Source organism: Clostridium beijerinckii, assembly GCF_008705175.1.
GTDB classification, from domain to species: Bacteria; Bacillota; Clostridia; order Clostridiales; family Clostridiaceae; genus Clostridium; species Clostridium beijerinckii.
The window spans coordinates 5,204,767-5,224,034 of sequence record NZ_CP043998.1; the positions used below are offsets into that span (position 1 = coordinate 5,204,767).

General features: G+C 30.1%; 15 protein-coding genes and 1 other annotated feature. Of the genes, 1 reads left to right on the forward strand and 14 read right to left on the reverse strand.

Annotation, left to right across the window (positions count from 1 at the left end):
* Positions 1-90: 90 nt before the first annotated feature.
* From F3K33_RS23275 to cls, 14 genes are all read right to left on the reverse strand, one after another.
* Complete coding sequence (locus F3K33_RS23275) at positions 91-1,488, reverse strand: 6-phospho-beta-glucosidase GmuD (protein WP_039769927.1); 1,398 nt, start codon at positions 1,486-1,488, stop codon at positions 91-93.
* A 78-nt stretch (positions 1,489-1,566) separates the two neighbouring features.
* Positions 1,567-2,445 carry an ROK family protein gene (locus tag F3K33_RS23280; RefSeq protein ID WP_023973921.1) on the reverse strand — a complete coding sequence of 293 codons (879 nt, stop codon included), beginning with the start codon at positions 2,443-2,445 and terminating at the stop codon, positions 1,567-1,569.
* Between the two features lie 248 nt (positions 2,446-2,693).
* Positions 2,694-3,527, reverse strand: coding sequence for a prephenate dehydrogenase (locus F3K33_RS23285; protein WP_023973922.1), 834 nt, complete (start codon positions 3,525-3,527; stop codon positions 2,694-2,696).
* Between the two features lie 23 nt (positions 3,528-3,550).
* The gene (gene aroF / locus F3K33_RS23290; RefSeq protein ID WP_023973923.1) at positions 3,551-4,564 is read right to left on the reverse strand and encodes a 3-deoxy-7-phosphoheptulonate synthase; all 1,014 of its coding nucleotides are present in this window, start codon (positions 4,562-4,564) and stop codon (positions 3,551-3,553) included.
* A 151-nt stretch (positions 4,565-4,715) separates the two neighbouring features.
* A complete protein-coding gene (gene aroQ, locus F3K33_RS23295; RefSeq protein WP_023973924.1) occupies positions 4,716-5,156 on the reverse strand; it encodes a type II 3-dehydroquinate dehydratase in 441 nt (146 codons plus the stop codon).
* A gap of 247 nt (positions 5,157-5,403) precedes the next feature.
* Complete coding sequence (locus F3K33_RS23300) at positions 5,404-5,913, reverse strand: shikimate kinase (protein WP_023973925.1); 510 nt, start codon at positions 5,911-5,913, stop codon at positions 5,404-5,406.
* 9 nt (positions 5,914-5,922) lie between these two features.
* Positions 5,923-6,735 carry a shikimate dehydrogenase gene (gene aroE, locus F3K33_RS23305; RefSeq protein WP_039769925.1) on the reverse strand — a complete coding sequence of 271 codons (813 nt, stop codon included), beginning with the start codon at positions 6,733-6,735 and terminating at the stop codon, positions 5,923-5,925.
* Between the two features lie 14 nt (positions 6,736-6,749).
* Entirely contained in the window at positions 6,750-7,889 is a 1,140-nt protein-coding gene (pheA, locus tag F3K33_RS23310; RefSeq protein WP_039769923.1) for a prephenate dehydratase, read from the reverse strand.
* Positions 7,890-8,038: 149 nt separating this feature from the next.
* Complete coding sequence (gene aroC / locus F3K33_RS23315) at positions 8,039-9,112, reverse strand: chorismate synthase (RefSeq protein WP_039769921.1); 1,074 nt, start codon at positions 9,110-9,112, stop codon at positions 8,039-8,041.
* On the reverse strand, positions 9,090-10,397 hold the full coding sequence (gene aroA / locus F3K33_RS23320; RefSeq protein ID WP_039769919.1) for a 3-phosphoshikimate 1-carboxyvinyltransferase: 1,308 nt from the start codon (positions 10,395-10,397) through the stop codon (positions 9,090-9,092). Before aroA ends, aroC begins: the two co-directional genes overlap by 23 nt.
* An 86-nt stretch (positions 10,398-10,483) precedes the next feature.
* Positions 10,484-11,536, reverse strand: coding sequence for a 3-dehydroquinate synthase (gene aroB / locus F3K33_RS23325; RefSeq protein WP_017211222.1), 1,053 nt, complete (start codon positions 11,534-11,536; stop codon positions 10,484-10,486).
* 127 nt (positions 11,537-11,663) lie between these two features.
* Positions 11,664-12,677, reverse strand: a complete 1,014-nt coding sequence (gene aroF, locus F3K33_RS23330) for a 3-deoxy-7-phosphoheptulonate synthase (protein WP_039769916.1) — start codon at positions 12,675-12,677, stop codon at positions 11,664-11,666.
* A gap of 586 nt (positions 12,678-13,263) precedes the next feature.
* Positions 13,264-14,430: an MFS transporter gene (locus F3K33_RS23335; protein WP_023973932.1), complete on the reverse strand. Its 1,167-nt coding sequence runs from the start codon at positions 14,428-14,430 to the stop codon at positions 13,264-13,266.
* A gap of 262 nt (positions 14,431-14,692) precedes the next feature.
* Positions 14,693-16,126: a cardiolipin synthase gene (cls, locus tag F3K33_RS23340; protein ID WP_023973933.1), complete on the reverse strand. Its 1,434-nt coding sequence runs from the start codon at positions 16,124-16,126 to the stop codon at positions 14,693-14,695.
* Positions 16,127-16,394: 268 nt separating this feature from the next.
* Positions 16,395-16,613, forward strand: a binding site (T-box leader).
* A gap of 164 nt (positions 16,614-16,777) precedes the next feature.
* Here cls and leuS point away from each other — a divergent pair.
* Positions 16,778-19,228 carry a leucine--tRNA ligase gene (leuS, locus tag F3K33_RS23345; RefSeq protein WP_039769914.1) on the forward strand — a complete coding sequence of 817 codons (2,451 nt, stop codon included), beginning with the start codon at positions 16,778-16,780 and terminating at the stop codon, positions 19,226-19,228.
* Positions 19,229-19,268: the final 40 nt, after the last annotated feature.

Genomic DNA, 19,268 nt, shown 5'->3' on the forward strand with positions numbered 1-19,268 from the left:
CATTTAAATCTAGTTATAATATAATTCAAATAGCCGTCTCAAGATTATTGTTTTGAGACAGCCATTTGATTGTTAAATATAATTTTCTATCTAAAATCCGTTATTTTTTGCTACTTCTTTAATCCATCTTCCTGATTTTTTAATTGTCTTCTTTTGAGTAGCTAAATCTACAGCAATAAATCCATATCTATTTTTATATGCATTAGCCCATGACCAACAGTCGATTGGAGTCCATGTATGATAACCAAAACAATTAGATCCTTCACTTATCCCTTTATGAAGATATGATAAATGTTCCTCATAGAACTCTATTCTATAATCATCTTCTATAACTCCATCTGCATTTATATATTTTTCTTCCCCTTCAACTCCCATACCATTTTCAGATATGTACCATGGAATGTTGTTATAATTATCTCTTATATTAATCGCTATATCATACATACATTGTGGGTATATCTCCCATCCTCTATATGGATTCATTCTTCTTCCAGGCATTTCATAATCGTCAAAATACTTATTAGGCATCCAACCTTTTGAATCGTCGAATTTTTCTTCCTTAGCTTTTGCTCTTCTTGGTTGGTAATAGTTAACACCTAAGAAGTCAATTGTGTTGTTCTTTATTATTTCTAATTCTTCTTCTGTTGATTCCCATATTACATTATCTTTGGTTAAAACTTCAACTAAATCTGTTGTAAACTCACCTTTTATAGCTGGATTCAAAAATGAATTGTTAAAGAAATCTTCTGCGAATTTAGCTGCTTTTACATCTTCTTCATTTTGCGATCTTGGATATGAAGGCGTTAAATTAAGAATAATACCAATCTTCCCACCATTCTTACTACAATCTGATTCTTTAAACTCTTTTATAGCCTTTGCTGATGCCAAATTTAGATTATATAAAACTTGCACTGCTTTTTTCCCATCAACTATCTTTGGATAATGGAATTGATATAAATATTCACCTTCAACTACAACCATAGGTTCATTAAATGTTGCCCAATGTTTAACTCTATCTCCAAATAACTCAAAGCACTTCTTTGCAAACAATGCAAATAAATCTACTACATGTTTTGATTCCCATCCGCCATATTTATCATATAATTCAACTGGTAAATCAAAATGGTGTAGATTCATAACTGGAAGGATATCATTTGCAATACATTCGTCTATTACAGCATTATAGAATCTTAAACCATCTTCATCTACTTCTCCAGTTTCAAAATCTTTTATTAATCTTGTCCATTGAATTGATGTTCTAATACTATTTAAACCTATTTCTTTAATCAATTTTAAATCTTCTTTATAGCTGTTATAAAAGTTTGATGCTACATTAGGGCCTACTCCATTAAAAAATGCTTCTGGTTCTATATCAAACCAATGATCAAATACACTATCATGCTTTTTATTAAATCGTCCTTCACTTTGTGGACCTGATGTTGCTGATCCCCACCAAAAGTTTTCTGGGAACTTGAATTGTATACTCATCTTATGCCTCCTAGATTTCTTTATTTAAATTATGTTATTTTCTCCATACGTTAAATATTTATAAAATAGTATTTTCTTCTATAACATTGCGGCACCAATAAGGCCTGCATTATCACCAATTTGCGCTATTCTTATATCAACAATAGATGGATCTGAAACCTTAGTCTTAGTACACTCAATAATTTTAGGTAGCAAGTAAGTATTATATATTAATACTGCTCCACCAATAACTACAGTTTCTGGATCTACTACAGCTATCACATTAGCTATACCAATTGAAATATTGTTAATCCATTTTTCTATTACCTGGACAGCCTTTTCATCATTGCTTTTATACAGATCAAACACTTCCTTTGTGCTTAATGTTTTTCCATATGCTTCTGATGCTATTCTAGCTATATTTACACCACTACATTGTCCTTCAAGTCCGCCTTTATTTGTACCTGCGTGACTATACTTGTCCTCATTTATTATCATGTTGTAGATTTCTGCTGTTTGACTATGTGCTCCATTTATAATCTTCTTATCAATAATTAATGCGCCGCCAACTCCAGTAGAAACCGTTATATAAAATACCGATTCGCATTCTTTAGCACTTCCAACTAAACTTTCTGCAAGCCCTGCTACATTAGCGTCATTATTAACTTGAACAGGTAATCCCAATTTCTCACTTAGATATTCTTTTATATTAAAGTTTTCCCATCCTTTTAAATTAACAGGGTTTAATAATTTACCTACTTTTAAATCTAATGGTCCTGGTGCACCTACTCCCACTTTTTCTATTTCATAACTGCTCCATTGTCCCTTTATTTGATTAACTAATTTATTTAAGTTATAAGCTGCCCCCTTTTGCACTTCGTTTTCAACTTTAAATATCTGTACTATACCTCCCTCCTTGGATATAACTGCTGACCTTAAATTTGTACCACCTATATCTATTCCTATAAAAAACGATATTGTAATCTCCCCCTAACTATATTAATAATTATTTTGCTATTTACTTTATTAATATAAATTACTCTCCTGTATTCAATTATATAACACTATATATCACTTATCAATAATATGTTATATCATTTAAATTTAAATAATATTATTTTTATTCACACTCTATGAATTCAATCTCATTCGTCTAGTTTTACTGAATAAAGAAGATAGACGATATATCTGTTATAATCTTATATAACAAATATATCGTCTATTATTTATAGCTTCTCTCTTCTCTTTGTAGACTTTATAAATATCTCTTTTAAAGTTTCTTTGTCATCATCTTTTATTGCATCTTTTATTTTATCCAACTCTACTTCAAAATTTTCAATGCTTTTTAATAGATTCTCTTTATTTCCAAGGAAAAGTTCGCTCCAAAGATCTTCATTTATATTAGCAATTCTTGTTAGGTCTCGATAACTATCTCCAATGAAACTTCCTGTTTCTCTTCCTTCAACATCACTATTTACCAGTGCTACAGCTAATGAGTGCGGAAGCTGACTTGTGTAGCCAATCATTTCATCATGATATTCTGGAGTTATTCTTTTAACTCTTTTAAATCCAATTTTATAAATCAGATCTTCTACCATGTTTAAATTTTCTTCTTTATTTCTAGAAACCGGTGTTAAAATATAATTTGCACCTTTAAAAACTTGGCTACTTGCAAAATCTATTCCTTTTTTCTCCCGTCCTGCCATTGGATGGCCAAAAACAAAATCTATATTCTCCGGTAATATATTTACAATATCTTCTATAAACATTTTTTTAATTCCAGTAGCATCCGTTATTACTGCACCATCTTTAAAATTGCTTTTATTATCTATAATAAATTGCTTAACTAATCTAGGATATAATGAAATAATTATAAAATCTGCACTCTTAATTACTTCTTCTCCGTTTTTGAAGCCTTCTCTTATTAATCCAAGTTTTTTAGCTTTTTCTAAAGATTCTTCATTAATATCTATTCCATAAACATCATTATACCCAGCTTCTTTTAAAGCCATAGTAAATGATCCCCCAATTACTCCAAGACCTACAACTACTATTTTCATATCTATAGCTCCCTTATATAGAATTAGATTTGCTTATCTTCAATTTTTGCTACAGCTTTAACTTTACTCATTAGCACATCAAATTGATCTGGAGTAAGTGATTGTTGTCCATCGCTTAGTGCATTTTCAGGATCATTATGAACTTCTATCATAAGTCCATCAGCCCCAGCTATAATTGCTGCTTTTGCCATTGGTTCTACCAAGTAAGCATAACCTCCTGCATGACTTGGATCAACAATTATAGGTAAATGTGATAATTTCTTAATTACTGGAACTGCTTGCAAATCTAATGTATTTCTTGTAATAGTTTCGAATGTTCTTACTCCTCTTTCACAAAGAATTACATTTTCATTTCCACCTGCCATGATATATTCTGCTGACATAAGCCATTCTTCTATAGTTGCAGATAAACCTCTCTTTAATAGTATTGGTTTATTTGTTTTACCTATTTGCTTTAATAGATCGAAATTTTGCATATTTCTAGCACCAATTTGAATCATATCCACTTCTTCAACAAAAGTATCTAAGTAATCAGTAGACATAAGTTCTGTTACTATAGGAAGTCCTGTTTCCTGTTTTGCTGTTTTTAAAAGTTTTAATCCTTCAAGCTCTAAACCTTGAAAGCTATAAGGTGAAGTTCTTGGTTTAAACGCCCCACCTCTTAAAAAGTTAGCTCCTGCTGCTTTTACTCTTTTTGCGATTTCAACAATTTGTTCTTCACTTTCTACAGAACACGGTCCAGCCATTATTCCAAGTCTTCCACCGCCAACTATTGATTCCTCAATATTAACTACTGTATCTTCAGGCTTAAATATCCTGTTTGCTTTCTTAAAAGGTTCTTGAACCTTCATAACCCTATCCACACCTTTTAATACTTGTAATTTTTTAGGATCTAATATTGAAGTATCACCAACAGCTCCTACTATAAAATATGTGTCTCCTTTAGAAAGATGAGCTTCTAATCCTTTTGATTCAATTACTGCCTTTACCTTCCTTACATCTTCCTCACTTGCTTTTGTGTTCATAATAATTATCATCTTAATTTCCTCCTGTACTACTTTTTAATTTTTTACTTTTCTTTTTTCTACTATACTTCTGTACTACAAATAGATAGCTCAACTCCAAAATTAGTTGAGAACTTTCTCCTCATCGAATAGAATAGGCCGAGCTTCCTATATATAATATAAACTATTTAGACATCTTTTTCAATTCTAGCGCCTTAATAGCTAATATATATCCATCTTCTCCAAATCCACACATCTGTCCTATACAAGCGGGTGCTGTTACAGATTTCTTTCTAAAATCTTCTCTCGCATGCACATTGGACAAATGCACTTCTACTGTATCAATATTTATTCCTTTTATTGCATCATGAATTGCATAACTATAATGAGTATAAGCTCCTGGATTTATTATTATCCCATCATAATTTTCAAAGTATGCTTTTTGAAGTTCATCAATTATTTCACCTTCACAATTACTCTGAAATAAGGTTATTTCATGTCCTCTTTTTTTGCCTTCTTCTTTAATATATTCACATATATCTTCAAAAGATTTAGTGCCATAAATTCCTTTTTCTCTAACTCCAACCATATTTAAATTTGGTCCATTTATTACCATTATCTTCATTAATACTCCCTCCCTTCAGCATTTATATTTTTTTAACTATAATGTATATTACAATAAATTATTTAGTTAGCGAGCCTTCTTAACATAAGTTGTGATAGTAAATTATATTAATTCTATAAAATTACAATGTAAGATTTTCACCATAACATATATGTGTACATTGCAATTGAGTTTCTACACTTTCTTCTAGTTCAGTATTTGGCTTACTAGAATTTCAAAAATAAGTTTATTATTGCATCTTATATACTTAATTCATTTCTAAGTTATCTAGAATAACTTCTTTTATTTCATTAACTATATTTCCAATTTCTCTATCATTTCTAATTATTTTATCTGCACATAATCTATATAATTCATAGCGCTCTTCATACAACTTAATTATTTTTTCTCTACCTTCTTTAAGTAAAGGTCTTTCTGATATATCCACATCTCCTAAAAGCTCTCCCAATGGTCTATCAATAAAAATAATAAACGATTCTTCTTTCAATACATCTATATTCTCTTTTCTTTTTACTACTCCACCACCTGAAGAAATTATGATATTACTCTCTTTAGCTAATTCTCTACAAGCTAAAGATTCAAAATCTCTAAAATAATTTTCTCCTTGTTCAAAAAGTTCAGGTATATTTTTAGATGTCATATTTTCAATATACTTATCCATATCAATAAAGTTAATTTTTAATTCTTTGCTTACTAATATACCAATTGTACTCTTTCCACATCCAGGCATTCCAATGAATACTACTTTATTTTTCATATATGCCACCTACTTAAATTCATTTCCAAATATTGAATATAAACCTTGAGTTAGTTTATTATCTAATTGGCATCCCTGCCATATTTCTTCCGCCTTTATAGCTTGCCCTACTAGCATTTCAATACCACCACATACTTTTTTATTTAAAGTTTTTCCTATTTTTAGGAATCTCGTCTCTTTAGGGTTATAAATTATATCTACTAATGAATTAAAGTTATTTATTATATCCTCATTAACAGGAGTAGCATCAACTTTAGGATACATGCCAAGCGGAGTGGTATTAATTAAAATGTCACCTTTTATCTCTGATATTTCTTCATAAGTTTTAAATTCTATTCTTTCGTCTTTATCTATAGAATTCTCTTTGATTTTTCTTGAAACTAAGTAAATCCTTTTAATGCCATGATCTAAAAGATAAGTAATAACAGCCTTAGCCGCTCCACCATTTCCAAGAACCATTGCAATCTTATCCTTTATAACAATCTCATTATTATTTAATATAGTTCCAAAACCATAATAGTCTGTATTGTACCCATATAACTTATTATCTTTTAAATAAATAGTATTTACTGCTCCTATTTTTTTAGCTTCATCCGATATAAAATCTAAATATTCCATTACATCTTGCTTATAAGGAATAGTTACATTAACTCCTTTTATTTTAAGAAGCTTTATTGATTCTATAAGTTTACCTAAATTCTCTTTTTCAGCTTCAAAAAGCTTATATGCCCCTTCTATTTTTAAATCTTTAAAAAGTGTATTATGAATTTTAGGTGAAAGACTATGAGATAACTTTTCTCCTATTAATCCGTAAAATTCCAAATTAATGCCCCCTTTTAACAGTATTTCCTATATCCACCAATGAGTTTAAAATACGCACTGCTTTGTTCGATTAAATTCAATGCCTTTTTAACTTGTTCATTTTCAAGATTTCCCTCAAAGTCTACATATAAAAAATATTTCCATGCTCCCTTTTCCATAGGTCTTGATTCAATCTTCATCATATTTATATTATTTTCTGCAAAGTGTCTTAATAATTTATATAGAGTACCTGCTTTATGCTCAAGAGAAAATACAACACTTACTTTGTCACAACTGTTATCTAATTCTAATTCCTTTGATATAACTATGAATCTTGTAGAATTTTCTCTTCTATTATTTATATTTTCTTTTATTATGCTTAAATTGTATATATCAGCTGCCCTTTTACTTGCAATAGCAACCTTTGACATATCTTGTAAATCACTAACAAGTTTAACACTATCCGCAGTACTATGGAAAGGTATCTTTTTCCAATTACTATATTCTTTTAAAAAATCAGTACTTTGCTCAAACCCCTGTGGATGTGAATATACTTCTTTAACATTATCTAATTTTGTTCCTTTAATCCCAATTAGATTTTGATCAATTTTAATGCACTCTTCTCCAACTATATAGAATCCGTACCTATATAAGAGATCGTAAACCTGTGAAATAGCACCAGTTGAAGAATTTTCAATTGGTAAAACTCCATAATCAATTTCTCCATTTTTTACTGCTAAAAATACATCCTCAAATTCATCATACGCCTTAGCATCATCTTTCTTACCAAAATGCTTAATCATTGCTTCTTCTGAAAATGATCCTGCAACACCATAAAAGCCAACTTTAATGTCACTTTTCGCATTTTTTTCTTCAAACTTATCTATAGTCGTAGCTCTTATATCTCCCTTTACTTCTTTATCTTCTAAATCTTTAGAAATATTCATAATATTAATAAAAAATTGTTTCAACCCTTCGGCATAATCTTTATTATTAAGGTATCCTATATTCTTCTCAATAACTTCATCTTCTCTAGCTTTATTGAAAACAGGTAAATTATTCTGTTTTTTATATTCTCCTACCTTTATTACTATATCCATTCTTTCTTCAAAAAGTCGTGTTATCTCTTTATCTATTTCATCAATCTTATTTCTATAATCATCTATAGCCGCCATTTCATTTCTCCTTACTTAGGAACAATTAAAAAATATTTAATTTCTTTAATTCACCTTAACTCATTCAAATTAACACTTTGCTTTCTTAATACACTATTTGCAATAAAAAAACTATATATTCATTAACTTAGAATTATAATTTTTTATTACTAAAGCACTAAATCGAGTATTCCAATTGCGGTTACAGCTTCTATTACTGGAACAGCTCTTTGCACGATACAAGGATCATGACGACCTTCAATAACAAGCTCTGCTTCCTTTTTTTCTGCAATATCTATCGTTCTTTGAATTTTTGATATTGATGGTGTTGGCTTTATTCCAACCTTAAATAATATTGGCATTCCAGTTGTTATTCCACCTGTAATTCCACCATTATTATTTGTGTAAGTTTTTACTTTATTACCGTCATAATAGTATTCATCATTACAATCAGATCCTCTTAATTTGCTCATTTCAAAGCCTTTTCCAAATTCTATTCCCTTAACTGCTGGGACAGAAAACATAAGATGAGCTAGAGTTGATTCAACTGAATCAAAAAACGGATTACCGATTCCCGGATTTATTCCAAGAACAGTACATTCAATAGTTCCACCTACAGAATCTTGTTCTTTCTTCGCTTTCAAAATTGTCTCTCTCATTTCTTCTTCTTTTTCTGAAATTAAAAGTGGTAATTCCTTTGTTTTTAATTCCTCTAAAAGTTCTCTGCTTAATTCTACATCATAAAAACTCTTATCGTGGATATCTCCAATACTCTTAACATGGGCTCCTATATTAACTCCCTTACTTTCTAACACCTGCTTACATACAGCCCCAGCAAATACTAATGGCGCAGTAATTCTTCCCGAAAAAGATCCACCGCCTCTGTAGTCGTTAAATCCATTATACCTAATGAAACCTGGATAGTCCGCATGACCTGGTCTCATCAAATCTTTAAGTTTTCCATAATCCTTAGAACGCATATCTGAATTTCTAATTACTGCGCAAAGAGGAGTACCTGTAGTTTTTCCTTCAAAGAACCCACTCAAAATTTCTGGTGCATCTGCTTCTTTTCTAGCTGTAGATAAATTACTTTTTCCTGGCGCACGTCTTGCCATTTCTTTCATAACCTCTTCAAGATTAATCTCAACGCCTGAAGGAAGCCCATCAATTGTAATTCCAATCCCAACTCCGTGAGATTCACCAAATATAGAAACCTTTAATTTATTCCCCCACATTCCACTCATCAAACACACCTCCTAAATTCTTAAAATCATCCCAAAATTGCGGGTATGACTTTGACACACACTCATAATCTTTAAGTATAATAGGTTCTTTACACATGATTGATGCTATAGCCATAGTCATTGCTATTCTATGATCTTTATGACTCCAAACTTCCACGTTTCCTTTAAGCTCCTTTACACCTTCAATTATCAATCCTTCTTCTTTTTCAATAATTTTAGCACCTAATTTATTAAGCTCTGAAGTTACAGCTGCTAATCTATCACATTCCTTAATTCTAAGTCTTCCTGCATTTATAATTTCTGTTGTTCCTTCACTTAATGCAGCAACTAATGATACTACCGGAATTATATCTGGACACTGAGAGCCATCAATTATAGTAGACTTAAGTCCAAGACTTGCGCTTCCAATTAAACCATTATCTTTATTATTCAATTTCAGTCCCATTCTTTGTAATATGTCAATTACTTCTTTATCCCCTTGAAGAGAATCTAGTTTCAAGTCATTAAGCACAATATTGCTTGAAAGTGCGTCAGCACAGAAGAAGAATGCTGCTTGTGAGTAGTCACCTTCAACTCTGTAATCTATACTCTTATAAATTTGATTTCCCTTTATAATAAATTCTTCATAATTATTGTTTATAATTTCTACACCAAAGTCTTTAATGGCTCTTAAAGTTAAATCAATATATCCTTTGGATTCCATTTCTGTTGTAATTACAATCTTAGATTCTCCATCTAAAAGAGGAAGCGTAAATAATAATCCTGTTATAAACTGTGAGCTAATATTCCCCTCCATCTTAAACTCTCCAGCTTTTAATTTTCCTTCAGTCTTTAAATCAAGAATACCATCTTTATAAGAATATTTAATTCCTTGTTCATCAAAAATTTTGTAATAAGTGTCTAATGGTCTCTTCCCTAAATTACCTCTTCCAACAAATCTATTAACTCCATCAAATAAAGCTGCTATAGGTACTAAAAATCTAAGAGTTGATCCTGACTCGTTGCAATCTATAGTTCTTTGTTCCTTAACTGAATTAGCTTTAATATTTTCTGGGCTGTTGATTCCACAAACCTCCAGATAATCTTCTTTTTTTGTTATTTTAGCTCCCAATGATGACATTGCTTCAATTGTAGCAATAATATCATCAGAATAATCTATATTTGTAACTTTACTAACACCATCTCCAAGAGCTGCGCAAATTACTGCTCTATGCGCCATACTTTTAGATGGTGGTATCTTAACTTCCCCACTTAATTTTCCAGGATAAATTTTTAAGTTCCCCATGATTTTACCTCACTTTTTTATTCATTGCTTAAGACATACTCAAAAATAACATATCTGCTTGCTAACCTATTTTTTCATATACATCATTAACTAAAAAATTCTACATTTGTTTTTTCTAAATATGATTCTCCAATATTTCTTAATAATACTACTTTTAATACATTATCAATATTTTTCTTATCTAATGCTATTGTATCTAAAACTTCCGAGCTATCATCTATTTCAACTTCATAAGGAAGATTGTATTGCACTAGTATCTCTCTTATCTCTTCACTAACGCCTTGATCAGTTAATCCTTTATTTTCTGCAATCTTACTTATTTCATACATTCCTATAGCTACTGCTTCCCCATGTGTAAACTTCTTAAAGTTATAATATGTCTCTATGGCATGACCTAGTGTATGTCCAAAATTTAGCAGCATTCTCTCTCCAGTATCTTTTTCATCATTTTCCACAACGCATTTTTTTATAAAGCAACATTTGTGGATAATTTTTTCTATATTGTTCATAACCTCTTCTTTATTTTTTAAGCTTTTCAAAAAGTAAAAGAATTCCTTATCTTTTATACATCCGTATTTAATAACCTCTGCCATTCCGTCCCTAAAAAATCTTTCACTTAAAGTTTCAAGTACATTTGGATCTATTAAAACTAATTTAGGATGATAAAAACTTCCCACTAAATTTTTACCTCTTTCTAAATCTACAGCAACCTTTCCACCTACGCTGCTATCAACTTGAGCAAGAAGTGAAGTTGGTATTTGAACAAAATCTACACCTCTTAAGAAAGTTGATGCAGCAAATCCTCCAAGATCTCCAATTACTCCTCCGCCTAAAGTTATAATCAAGTCACTTCTTGTAATTTTAAAATCTAATAGTTCATTATATATCAAAGGAAGGGTACTAAACGCTTTAGTTTCCTCACCTGGCTCTAGTTCCATTAGCTTAACATCATATCCTGATTTAATTAAACATGATTTTATCCTATCTCCATAATGAGAACCTACATTTTTATCAGTTAGTATAAATATCTTTTTACCTTTAAAAACTTTTTGGATTTCCAGATTTACTTCATCAATTAATCCTTTTTTAATTATGATTGGATAACTTCTTTCACCAAGTTCAACAACTAAATCTTCCATTTATCAACACTCCTCTTTTACTTAAACAGTTAGCATCATGACTAAGATTACGTTATAACTCTTTTCTATCTTTTAGATACTTGTAATGAGTAATTGTTAATGCCGACTGTTCTTTAATTTAATAAATTTATATTTCTCTTCCAACAGCCGCTGCAATAACTTTTAACTCTTCCATAAGTTTTGCAAACTTACTTGGCTTTATTGATTGTGGACCATCACATAATGCATTTTCTGGATCATTATGAACTTCAATAATAAGTCCATCTGCTCCAACTGCAACCGCTGCTTTTGCTAGAGGTTCAACCATCCAGTACTTTCCTGCAGAATGACTCGGATCAATTACTATAGGTAAGTGACTTAATTTTTTAACAGCAGGTACTGCACTTAAGTCTAAAGTATTTCTTGTATAGTTTTCAAATGTTCTTATTCCTCTTTCGCACAGAATTACATTTTCATTACCACCAGCCATAATATATTCAGCTGACATTAACCATTCCTCTATAGTTGCTGATAAACCTCTTTTTAATAATATGGGCTTGTTAGTTTTTCCAAGTTCCTTTAACAAATCAAAATTTTGCATATTTCTAGCACCAACTTGAATTACATCTACATTTTCAACAAATGTCTCTATATCATAAGGAGACATAAGCTCTGTAACTATTGGCAATCCTGTATTTGCTCTTGCTTTTTTTAAAAGCTCTAATCCTTCATATTTCATTCCCTGAAACGCATACGGTGAAGTTCTTGGCTTAAATGCTCCGCCTCTTAATAAATTTGCCCCAATTTCTTTAACTTCTTTTGCTATTTCAATGATTTGTTCTTCACTTTCAACAGAACATGGACCTGCAATCATTGCTATTTTCTTTCCCCCAATTTTAACTCCATTAATGTCTACTATTGTATCTTCTGGATGAAACATTCTATTTGCTTTTTTGAAAGGTTCTTGAACTTTCATAACTCTTTCAACTATTCCATTAGCCGCTACAACTGAAGGATCTATTGCACTTGTATCCCCAACTAATCCTAAGATACTAACATCTGATCCAACAACTAAGCTCACTGAAACACCCTTTGCTTCTAGTTGTTTTGTCAATCTTTCTATTTCTTCCTGCTTTGCTTTTTGCTTTAATATTACTACCATTTTATATTGCCCCCTTGCAGATGTTTAATTATTTGCGAAAAAAAATGGAACTCATGTATAATGAGTTCCATAAAATATCAATGCTGATATATATTACAAACTTATATAAAATATAAAAAACTCATTAAAAAGGTATTTTTCAGTTTTTTGCAAAATAAATAGCCAGCGCTAAAATAAAAGCCCCAGAATGTAAAATAAAAAAAGCTATAAAATTTTTGCATAACTGATTTTACAATATCCTTTTCCATGATTTTCTCCATTTCTAAATTTAATAATTATTTTCACGAACATTAATTACAATATTTACATTTAATCTTTTTATCATTATAACAAACTATATCTAATTGTCAATACAAATTAACACTTTTCAAATAAATGTTGCATTTTGTAATTAAATAATTAAATATATTGTACTTTTATTAATATTAACTCAATAATTAATATATATTTTTTTCACCTTATTATTTTAGTTTTACAGCATTTATTCTAAAAATCTAGTTATAAAACTCCTATATAGATATATTAGTTGGTTAAATCCTTATAAAAAAAAACCTAAATACTAGATGCTTTTTTAGTTAAACGCTAATTATAATTGCTTAATGGATTGTTTGCCCTTAGGAAGAATCTTAATAGAAACTAGCAAAGAAATTACCATAATTGAGAAACCAACCAGATACATTGCAGTATATCCAAAATTTCTTTGGATTGTACTAAACATATGTGGATATACAAAGTTAGCTCCTGCTGATCCCAGCACGCTAACAAATGAATATGTACCAGCAACTAGTTCGTCATCAACTACTTCTCTTATGTATTTAAATAAAAATGTTAAATAACAACCATACATTAGACCATGTAATTGATCGCCTAAAACAACTAAAGGTATTGAACCTGTTGAAAATAAAAGTATTCTAGTAGTTCCTATAAGAAATGCTATTATTAAATATTTCTTAGGCTTTTTATCCTTTAGATACTTTCCTACAAGCATGAATGATATAAATTCAACGCATACCCTTGAAAATATTGATTTACTATATATAGAGTTAGCTAGATCCTCATTCCCCGTTATTTCAATTAAATATGTTGAATATGCAAATTCTATTGCGGTATACGTTCCTATGATTAAGATATTAATTATTCCGAGAATTACTGAATTTTTATTTTTAAATACAGCAATTAATTTTCCCCTATTTGGATTTCCATCTGCTTCAATATTTTTAAACTTCATAGCTATTAATAATATAACTATACATGACATTATGATTCCTATTATATGCATAGTTTTAAATCCATATTTTAAAATTATAGTTCCACTTAATAAAACTACGCACCCAAATCCTATGGATCCCCATTTTCTTATTTCTGAATACTCTACATTTTTTCTAACTGCTATTTCCTCAACATATACTTCATATACATTTCCAATTGTTTGTACTATAATTCCATAAAGAGCTGCATAAAAATATATGATAGTCTTGTTAACAGACATTAAAAATACTATCATTCCAATAAGTGCGCATAAATGTATGATAATAAATCTTTTTTTGTTTTTTCTCATCGAAAATTTACTTACTAAAAATTGCTGGGAAAGAATTGCAAATAATGCTCCTATAGATACTACAGTTCCAACTTCACTTAATGATAATCCAACTACTTGATTCAAATATGGCACATAAAAAGTAGTCACTATACTCGTTACTCCATAATTTATATAAGTAGTCAGGGAATAATAAAACTTTTCTTTGCTTTTCATATAATGCTCCAATCCTAATGAATTAAATATTTCTCCTATTCACTTCTATTATTAAATTTATATATTAAATTATACTCAGTTAAGAAAAAGTTTCCATAACGCTAGCAATTTTGTAAAAATAATTATTTAGGTTTCATGAAAATTTTTTAAAACTCGTTTATTTAGTACATATTAGATAAAATACTTAGACATATAAAACCACTCTTTTATTTCTCTAAGTAAAAGAGTGGTTTTATCATAATTTTAAATTTCCTATTCTATTCTATAATATAGGCGATACCAATCTAATTAAGGACTCTTTAATTTTGAGAGACAAACTCCTACCATCGTATATTTCCCTAGTTATCTCTTCTGAGCACTCCATGTCCTTTATAAACTGCTTTTCTCCATCCTTTGCAATTCTATCGTCATAAATAAATGCATTAACTTCAAAGTTAAGCTTAAAACTTCTAATGTCTAAATTAGCTGTTCCTATACTCATTACTAACCCATCAGCTACTATGGTTTTTGCATGAATAAATCCATTTTGATAACTATATATTTTAACACCAGCTTCTAATAATTCTCCCACATAAGAACTTGCTGCCCACTGCATAAAGAAATGATCTGGTTTTCCCGGTATTATAATCCGTACATCTACTCCTGATAATGCAGAGATTTTTAATGATTCCAATATTGGCGAATCAAGGACTAAATATGGAGTTTCCAAATACAAATTATTCTTAGCATTATTAATTAATTTTAAATAAGCATTTCTTATATATTCTTCCTTGTGATCCGGACCACTAGTTACAATCTGTATTCCCACATCCCCTAAGTCTTTCTTGAATTCTTTTGCATATTTATTATAATCAATTATTTTTTCACCAGATGCATGGCACCAATCCAGTAAAAATCTTTCATTTAATGCATTAACTGCTTCTCCTTCTATTCTTACATGGGTATCTCTCCAAAAACCAACTTCTGGATCCTCACTTATATACTCTTTTCCAACATTAAAACCTCCAACATAGCCGTACTGACCATCAATAACAACTATTTTTCTGTGATTTCTATAATTTATACGAGTATTTATATGCGGTAAAATTCCTGGAAAAAACAGTGAAAACTTCCCACCTGCATTCAAGTATTCCCTAAGAACTTTTTTTCTTAGCTTGCGTGATCCCATACTATCTAATAACAATCTAACCTCTAATCCACTTTTAACTTTCTTAGTTAGTTCATCAAGTATCTGTTTTCCAATAGTATCTCCTCTAAATATATAATATTCAACATGAATAAACTTTTTAGCATTTTTTATGTCTTCAATTAACTGACTAAATTTTTCTTTTCCATTTACATATACATCAATTTTATTATTAGTAGTGTATTTTACGCCAGAATTATTAAAATTTAGCCTCCTTAAATCAGCAAATTTTTCTCCGCCATCATGACCGTGTCTATTGGATTTATATGTATCGTTTAAGTTCTTTCTCTTCTTTTCATCAAACTTTATTTTTTCTTTAAAAATCTTTTGCCTGCTTAGATTTTGACCAAACATGATGTAAATCACAAATCCAAGGCCAGGTAAAATCATTAATATTAAGATCCATGCCCATGTTGTTGTAGGATCTTTTCTTTCTATAAACACTAATGATAAAGAAAAAAGTATATTTAAAACTAAAGTTATAACTGTTAAGCCTAAAAGTATGTTCATTGATTCACATCCCTATATTAAACTCTTTCCTATTCTAATATTGTATCATAATAACTCATTCTAAAAAAAATATTATTTGCTTTTTTTGAGATAATATTACTTATAGTAAAAATTAATTTCATTTTTGATTAGGAAAACTACTGCTAATATTATTCCAAATATTGCATAAACAATAAGTGGTAATAAGTTTTTACTATTAAACACATATATATAAGTCAACTTCTTGACTTTTTTTGATTTCTTAATATATAATATTATTAAAATTTTATATTGTGCGATGAATAGGAGTATTAGTAATAATTATATCTTAAAGAGAGCTGTTGTTTGGTGTAAAATAGCGTTATATTATTATGAACTTGCCTAGGAGCTTACTTGTTAAAAGCAAGTACGGTAGACCCGTTAAAATAATAAGTGAGAAGGATAAATTTGTTTTTTTATCTCTTCTAATTAAGAGTGGTACCACGGAAATTATGCTTTCGTCTCTTTGTTTTAGAGATGAGAGCTTTTTTTAATTTATCCATTATCAGTGCATAGATCTAATATTTTAATTAAAATTTTGTTTTAATAACATATTTTTCAATTATTATAAGCATTTTTCTTTTATATGCATTATATTGTGCATTTTACATTAAAATTATAGGAGGCTATATCATGGCAAATTACGGAACAAAAATTGATGAAAAGTGGCAAAAATTTTGGGAGGAGAATGAGGTTTATAAATTTAATCCTGAAAATTCAGGTAAAAAACTCTATACATTAGAAATGTTTTCTTATCCATCAGGCGCTCAATTACATGCTGGTCACTGGTTTAACTATGGTCCAACAGATTCATGGGCAAGACTTAAGAGAATGCAAGGATATAATGTATTTCAACCAATGGGATTTGATGCCTTTGGATTACCTGCTGAAAATTATGCTATAAAAACTGGAATTCATCCTCAAGATTCTACTTTAAAGAATATTGAGACAATGGAAAAACAATTGAAATCTATGGGTGCTATGTTTAATTGGGAAAACGAAGTTGTTACTTGTCTTCCTGATTATTATAAATGGACTCAGTGGCTATTCTTGAAACTTTACGAGAAAGGTCTAGCTTACAGAAAAAAAGCGCCTGTAAATTGGTGTCCATCATGCAATACAGTATTAGCTAATGAACAAGTTGTTGATGGTGTTTGTGAAAGATGTAGTACTGAAGTTACAAAGAAAGATCTTACTCAATGGTTCTTTAAAATAACTGAGTACGGCGATGAATTACTTGATAAATTAGATGGTTTAGATTGGCCTGAAAAAACAAAGTCTATGCAAAAGCACTGGATTGGAAGATCTTATGGTGCAGAGGTTACTTTCAAAGTTAAGGGTTCAGATTTGAAATTCGATGTATTTACTACAAGAGTTGATACTTTAAACGGTGTTACTTATGTAGTTCTAGCTCCTGAAAACAAATTAGTTGATGAGTTAACTCTTCCAGAGTATAAGGCTGCTGTTGAAGAATATAAGGAAGCTGCTGCAAAGCAATCTGAAATTGAAAGACAATCCGTTTCAAAAGAAAAGACAGGAGTATTCACAGGATCTTATGCTATTAACCCTATTAATGGAAAAATAGTTCCTATTTGGATTTCTGATTATGTATTGGCTACTTATGGTACAGGATGTGTTATGGCAGTTCCTGCTCATGATGAAAGAGATTTTGCTTTTGCAACAAAATTCAATTTACCAATCGAAAGAGTTATAACGGATAAAGAAAATACTAATCCAGACCTTCCATATTGCGAATATGGAGTACTTGTTAATTCAGGAAAATTCGATGGATTAACAACTGATGAAGCTAAAAAGAAAATCGTTGAAGAATTAGAAAAAGATGAATTAGGAGCAATGAAGAAAAACTTCAGATTAAGAGACTGGCTAGTTTCAAGACAAAGATATTGGGGTGCTCCAATTCCTGTTATATACTGTGATGATTGTGGAATAGTTCCAGTACCTGAAAAGGATCTTCCAGTGAAACTTCCTTACAATGTTGAATTTACACCAGATGGTAAATCACCATTAGGTAAATGTGAGGATTTTGTAAATACAACTTGTCCTCATTGTGGGAAGCCTGCAAAGAGAGAAGCTGATACTTTAGACACTTTTGTATGTTCATCTTTTTACTATTTAAGATATGTAGACAATAAAAACGATGATGCACCTTTTGATTCTGAAAAAGTCAACAAAATGCTTCCTGTAGACAAATATGTTGGTGGACCAGAACATGCTTGCATGCATTTATTATATGCTAGATTCATAACAAAAGCTTTAAGAGATATGGGATATTTAAACTTTGACGAACCATTCTTAAGCTTAACTCACCAAGGATTGATATTAGGACCAGATGGACTTAAAATGAGTAAATCAAAAGGAAATACTATTTCTCCTGATGATTATATTAAAGAATATGGCGCTGACGTATTTAGAATGTACTTAATGTTTGGATTTGGTTATACTGAAGGTGGAGCTTGGAGCGACGACGGAATAAAATCTGTTGGAAAATTCGTGGATAGAATTGAAAGAATCCTTGAAAATTGCAGAAATATAATAAATTCAAATGAGAGCACTAAGGATTCTATTGATTCAGCTGAAAAAGAATTAAACTTCTGGAAACATAATACTATTAAAGGTGTTACTGAAGACGGAGATAAAATGCAATTTAACACTGCGATAGCAAGACTTATGGAGCTTACAAATGCTCTTAATAAGTACACTCAAGAAAATATTAAAAACGCAAACTTCTTAAAAGAAACTATAGTTGATTTCATAAAACTACTTGCACCATTTGCTCCTCACTTTGCTGAAGAGCAATGGAGCTTACTTGGAAATAATTCAACAATCTTTAATGAAAAATGGCCAGAATTTAACCCTGCTGCTTTAGTTAAAGATGAAGTCGAAATTGCGATCCAAATAAATGGTAAAATAAAAGCTAAAATCATGGTAGCTTCTAATTTAGATGAAGAAGGTATAAAAGCTGCTTCATTAGAAAATGAGACTATTAAAGAAAATACTGAAGGTAAAACTATAGTTAAAGTGATTGTAATTAAAGGAAGACTTGTTAATATAGTTGTGAAATAAAAGAGTGGCCACTTGGCCACTTTTTTATTTATGACTTTTC

Bases quoted from the DNA above. Each gene is read 5' to 3' on its own strand.
- aroB (WP_017211222.1), bottom strand. From the start codon at position 11,536: ATGGAAGATTTAGTTGTTGAACTTGGTGAAAGAAGTTATCCAATCATA.
- F3K33_RS23285 (WP_023973922.1), bottom strand. From the start codon at position 3,527: ATGAAAATAGTAGTTGTAGGTCTTGGAGTAATTGGGGGATCATTTACT.
- cls (WP_023973933.1), bottom strand. From the start codon at position 16,126: ATGAACATACTTTTAGGCTTAACAGTTATAACTTTAGTTTTAAATATA.
- aroF (WP_023973923.1), bottom strand. From the start codon at position 4,564: ATGATAATTATTATGAACACAAAAGCAAGTGAGGAAGATGTAAGGAAG.
- F3K33_RS23335 (WP_023973932.1), bottom strand. From the start codon at position 14,430: ATGAAAAGCAAAGAAAAGTTTTATTATTCCCTGACTACTTATATAAAT.
- F3K33_RS23275 (WP_039769927.1), bottom strand. From the start codon at position 1,488: ATGAGTATACAATTCAAGTTCCCAGAAAACTTTTGGTGGGGATCAGCA.
- leuS (WP_039769914.1), top strand. From the start codon at position 16,778: ATGGCAAATTACGGAACAAAAATTGATGAAAAGTGGCAAAAATTTTGG.
- F3K33_RS23300 (WP_023973925.1), bottom strand. From the start codon at position 5,913: ATGAAAAATAAAGTAGTATTCATTGGAATGCCTGGATGTGGAAAGAGT.
- aroA (WP_039769919.1), bottom strand. From the start codon at position 10,397: ATGGGGAACTTAAAAATTTATCCTGGAAAATTAAGTGGGGAAGTTAAG.
- aroC (WP_039769921.1), bottom strand. From the start codon at position 9,112: ATGAGTGGAATGTGGGGGAATAAATTAAAGGTTTCTATATTTGGTGAA.
- aroQ (WP_023973924.1), bottom strand. From the start codon at position 5,156: ATGAAGATAATGGTAATAAATGGACCAAATTTAAATATGGTTGGAGTT.
- aroF (WP_039769916.1), bottom strand. From the start codon at position 12,677: ATGGTAGTAATATTAAAGCAAAAAGCAAAGCAGGAAGAAATAGAAAGA.
- pheA (WP_039769923.1), bottom strand. From the start codon at position 7,889: ATGGCGGCTATAGATGATTATAGAAATAAGATTGATGAAATAGATAAA.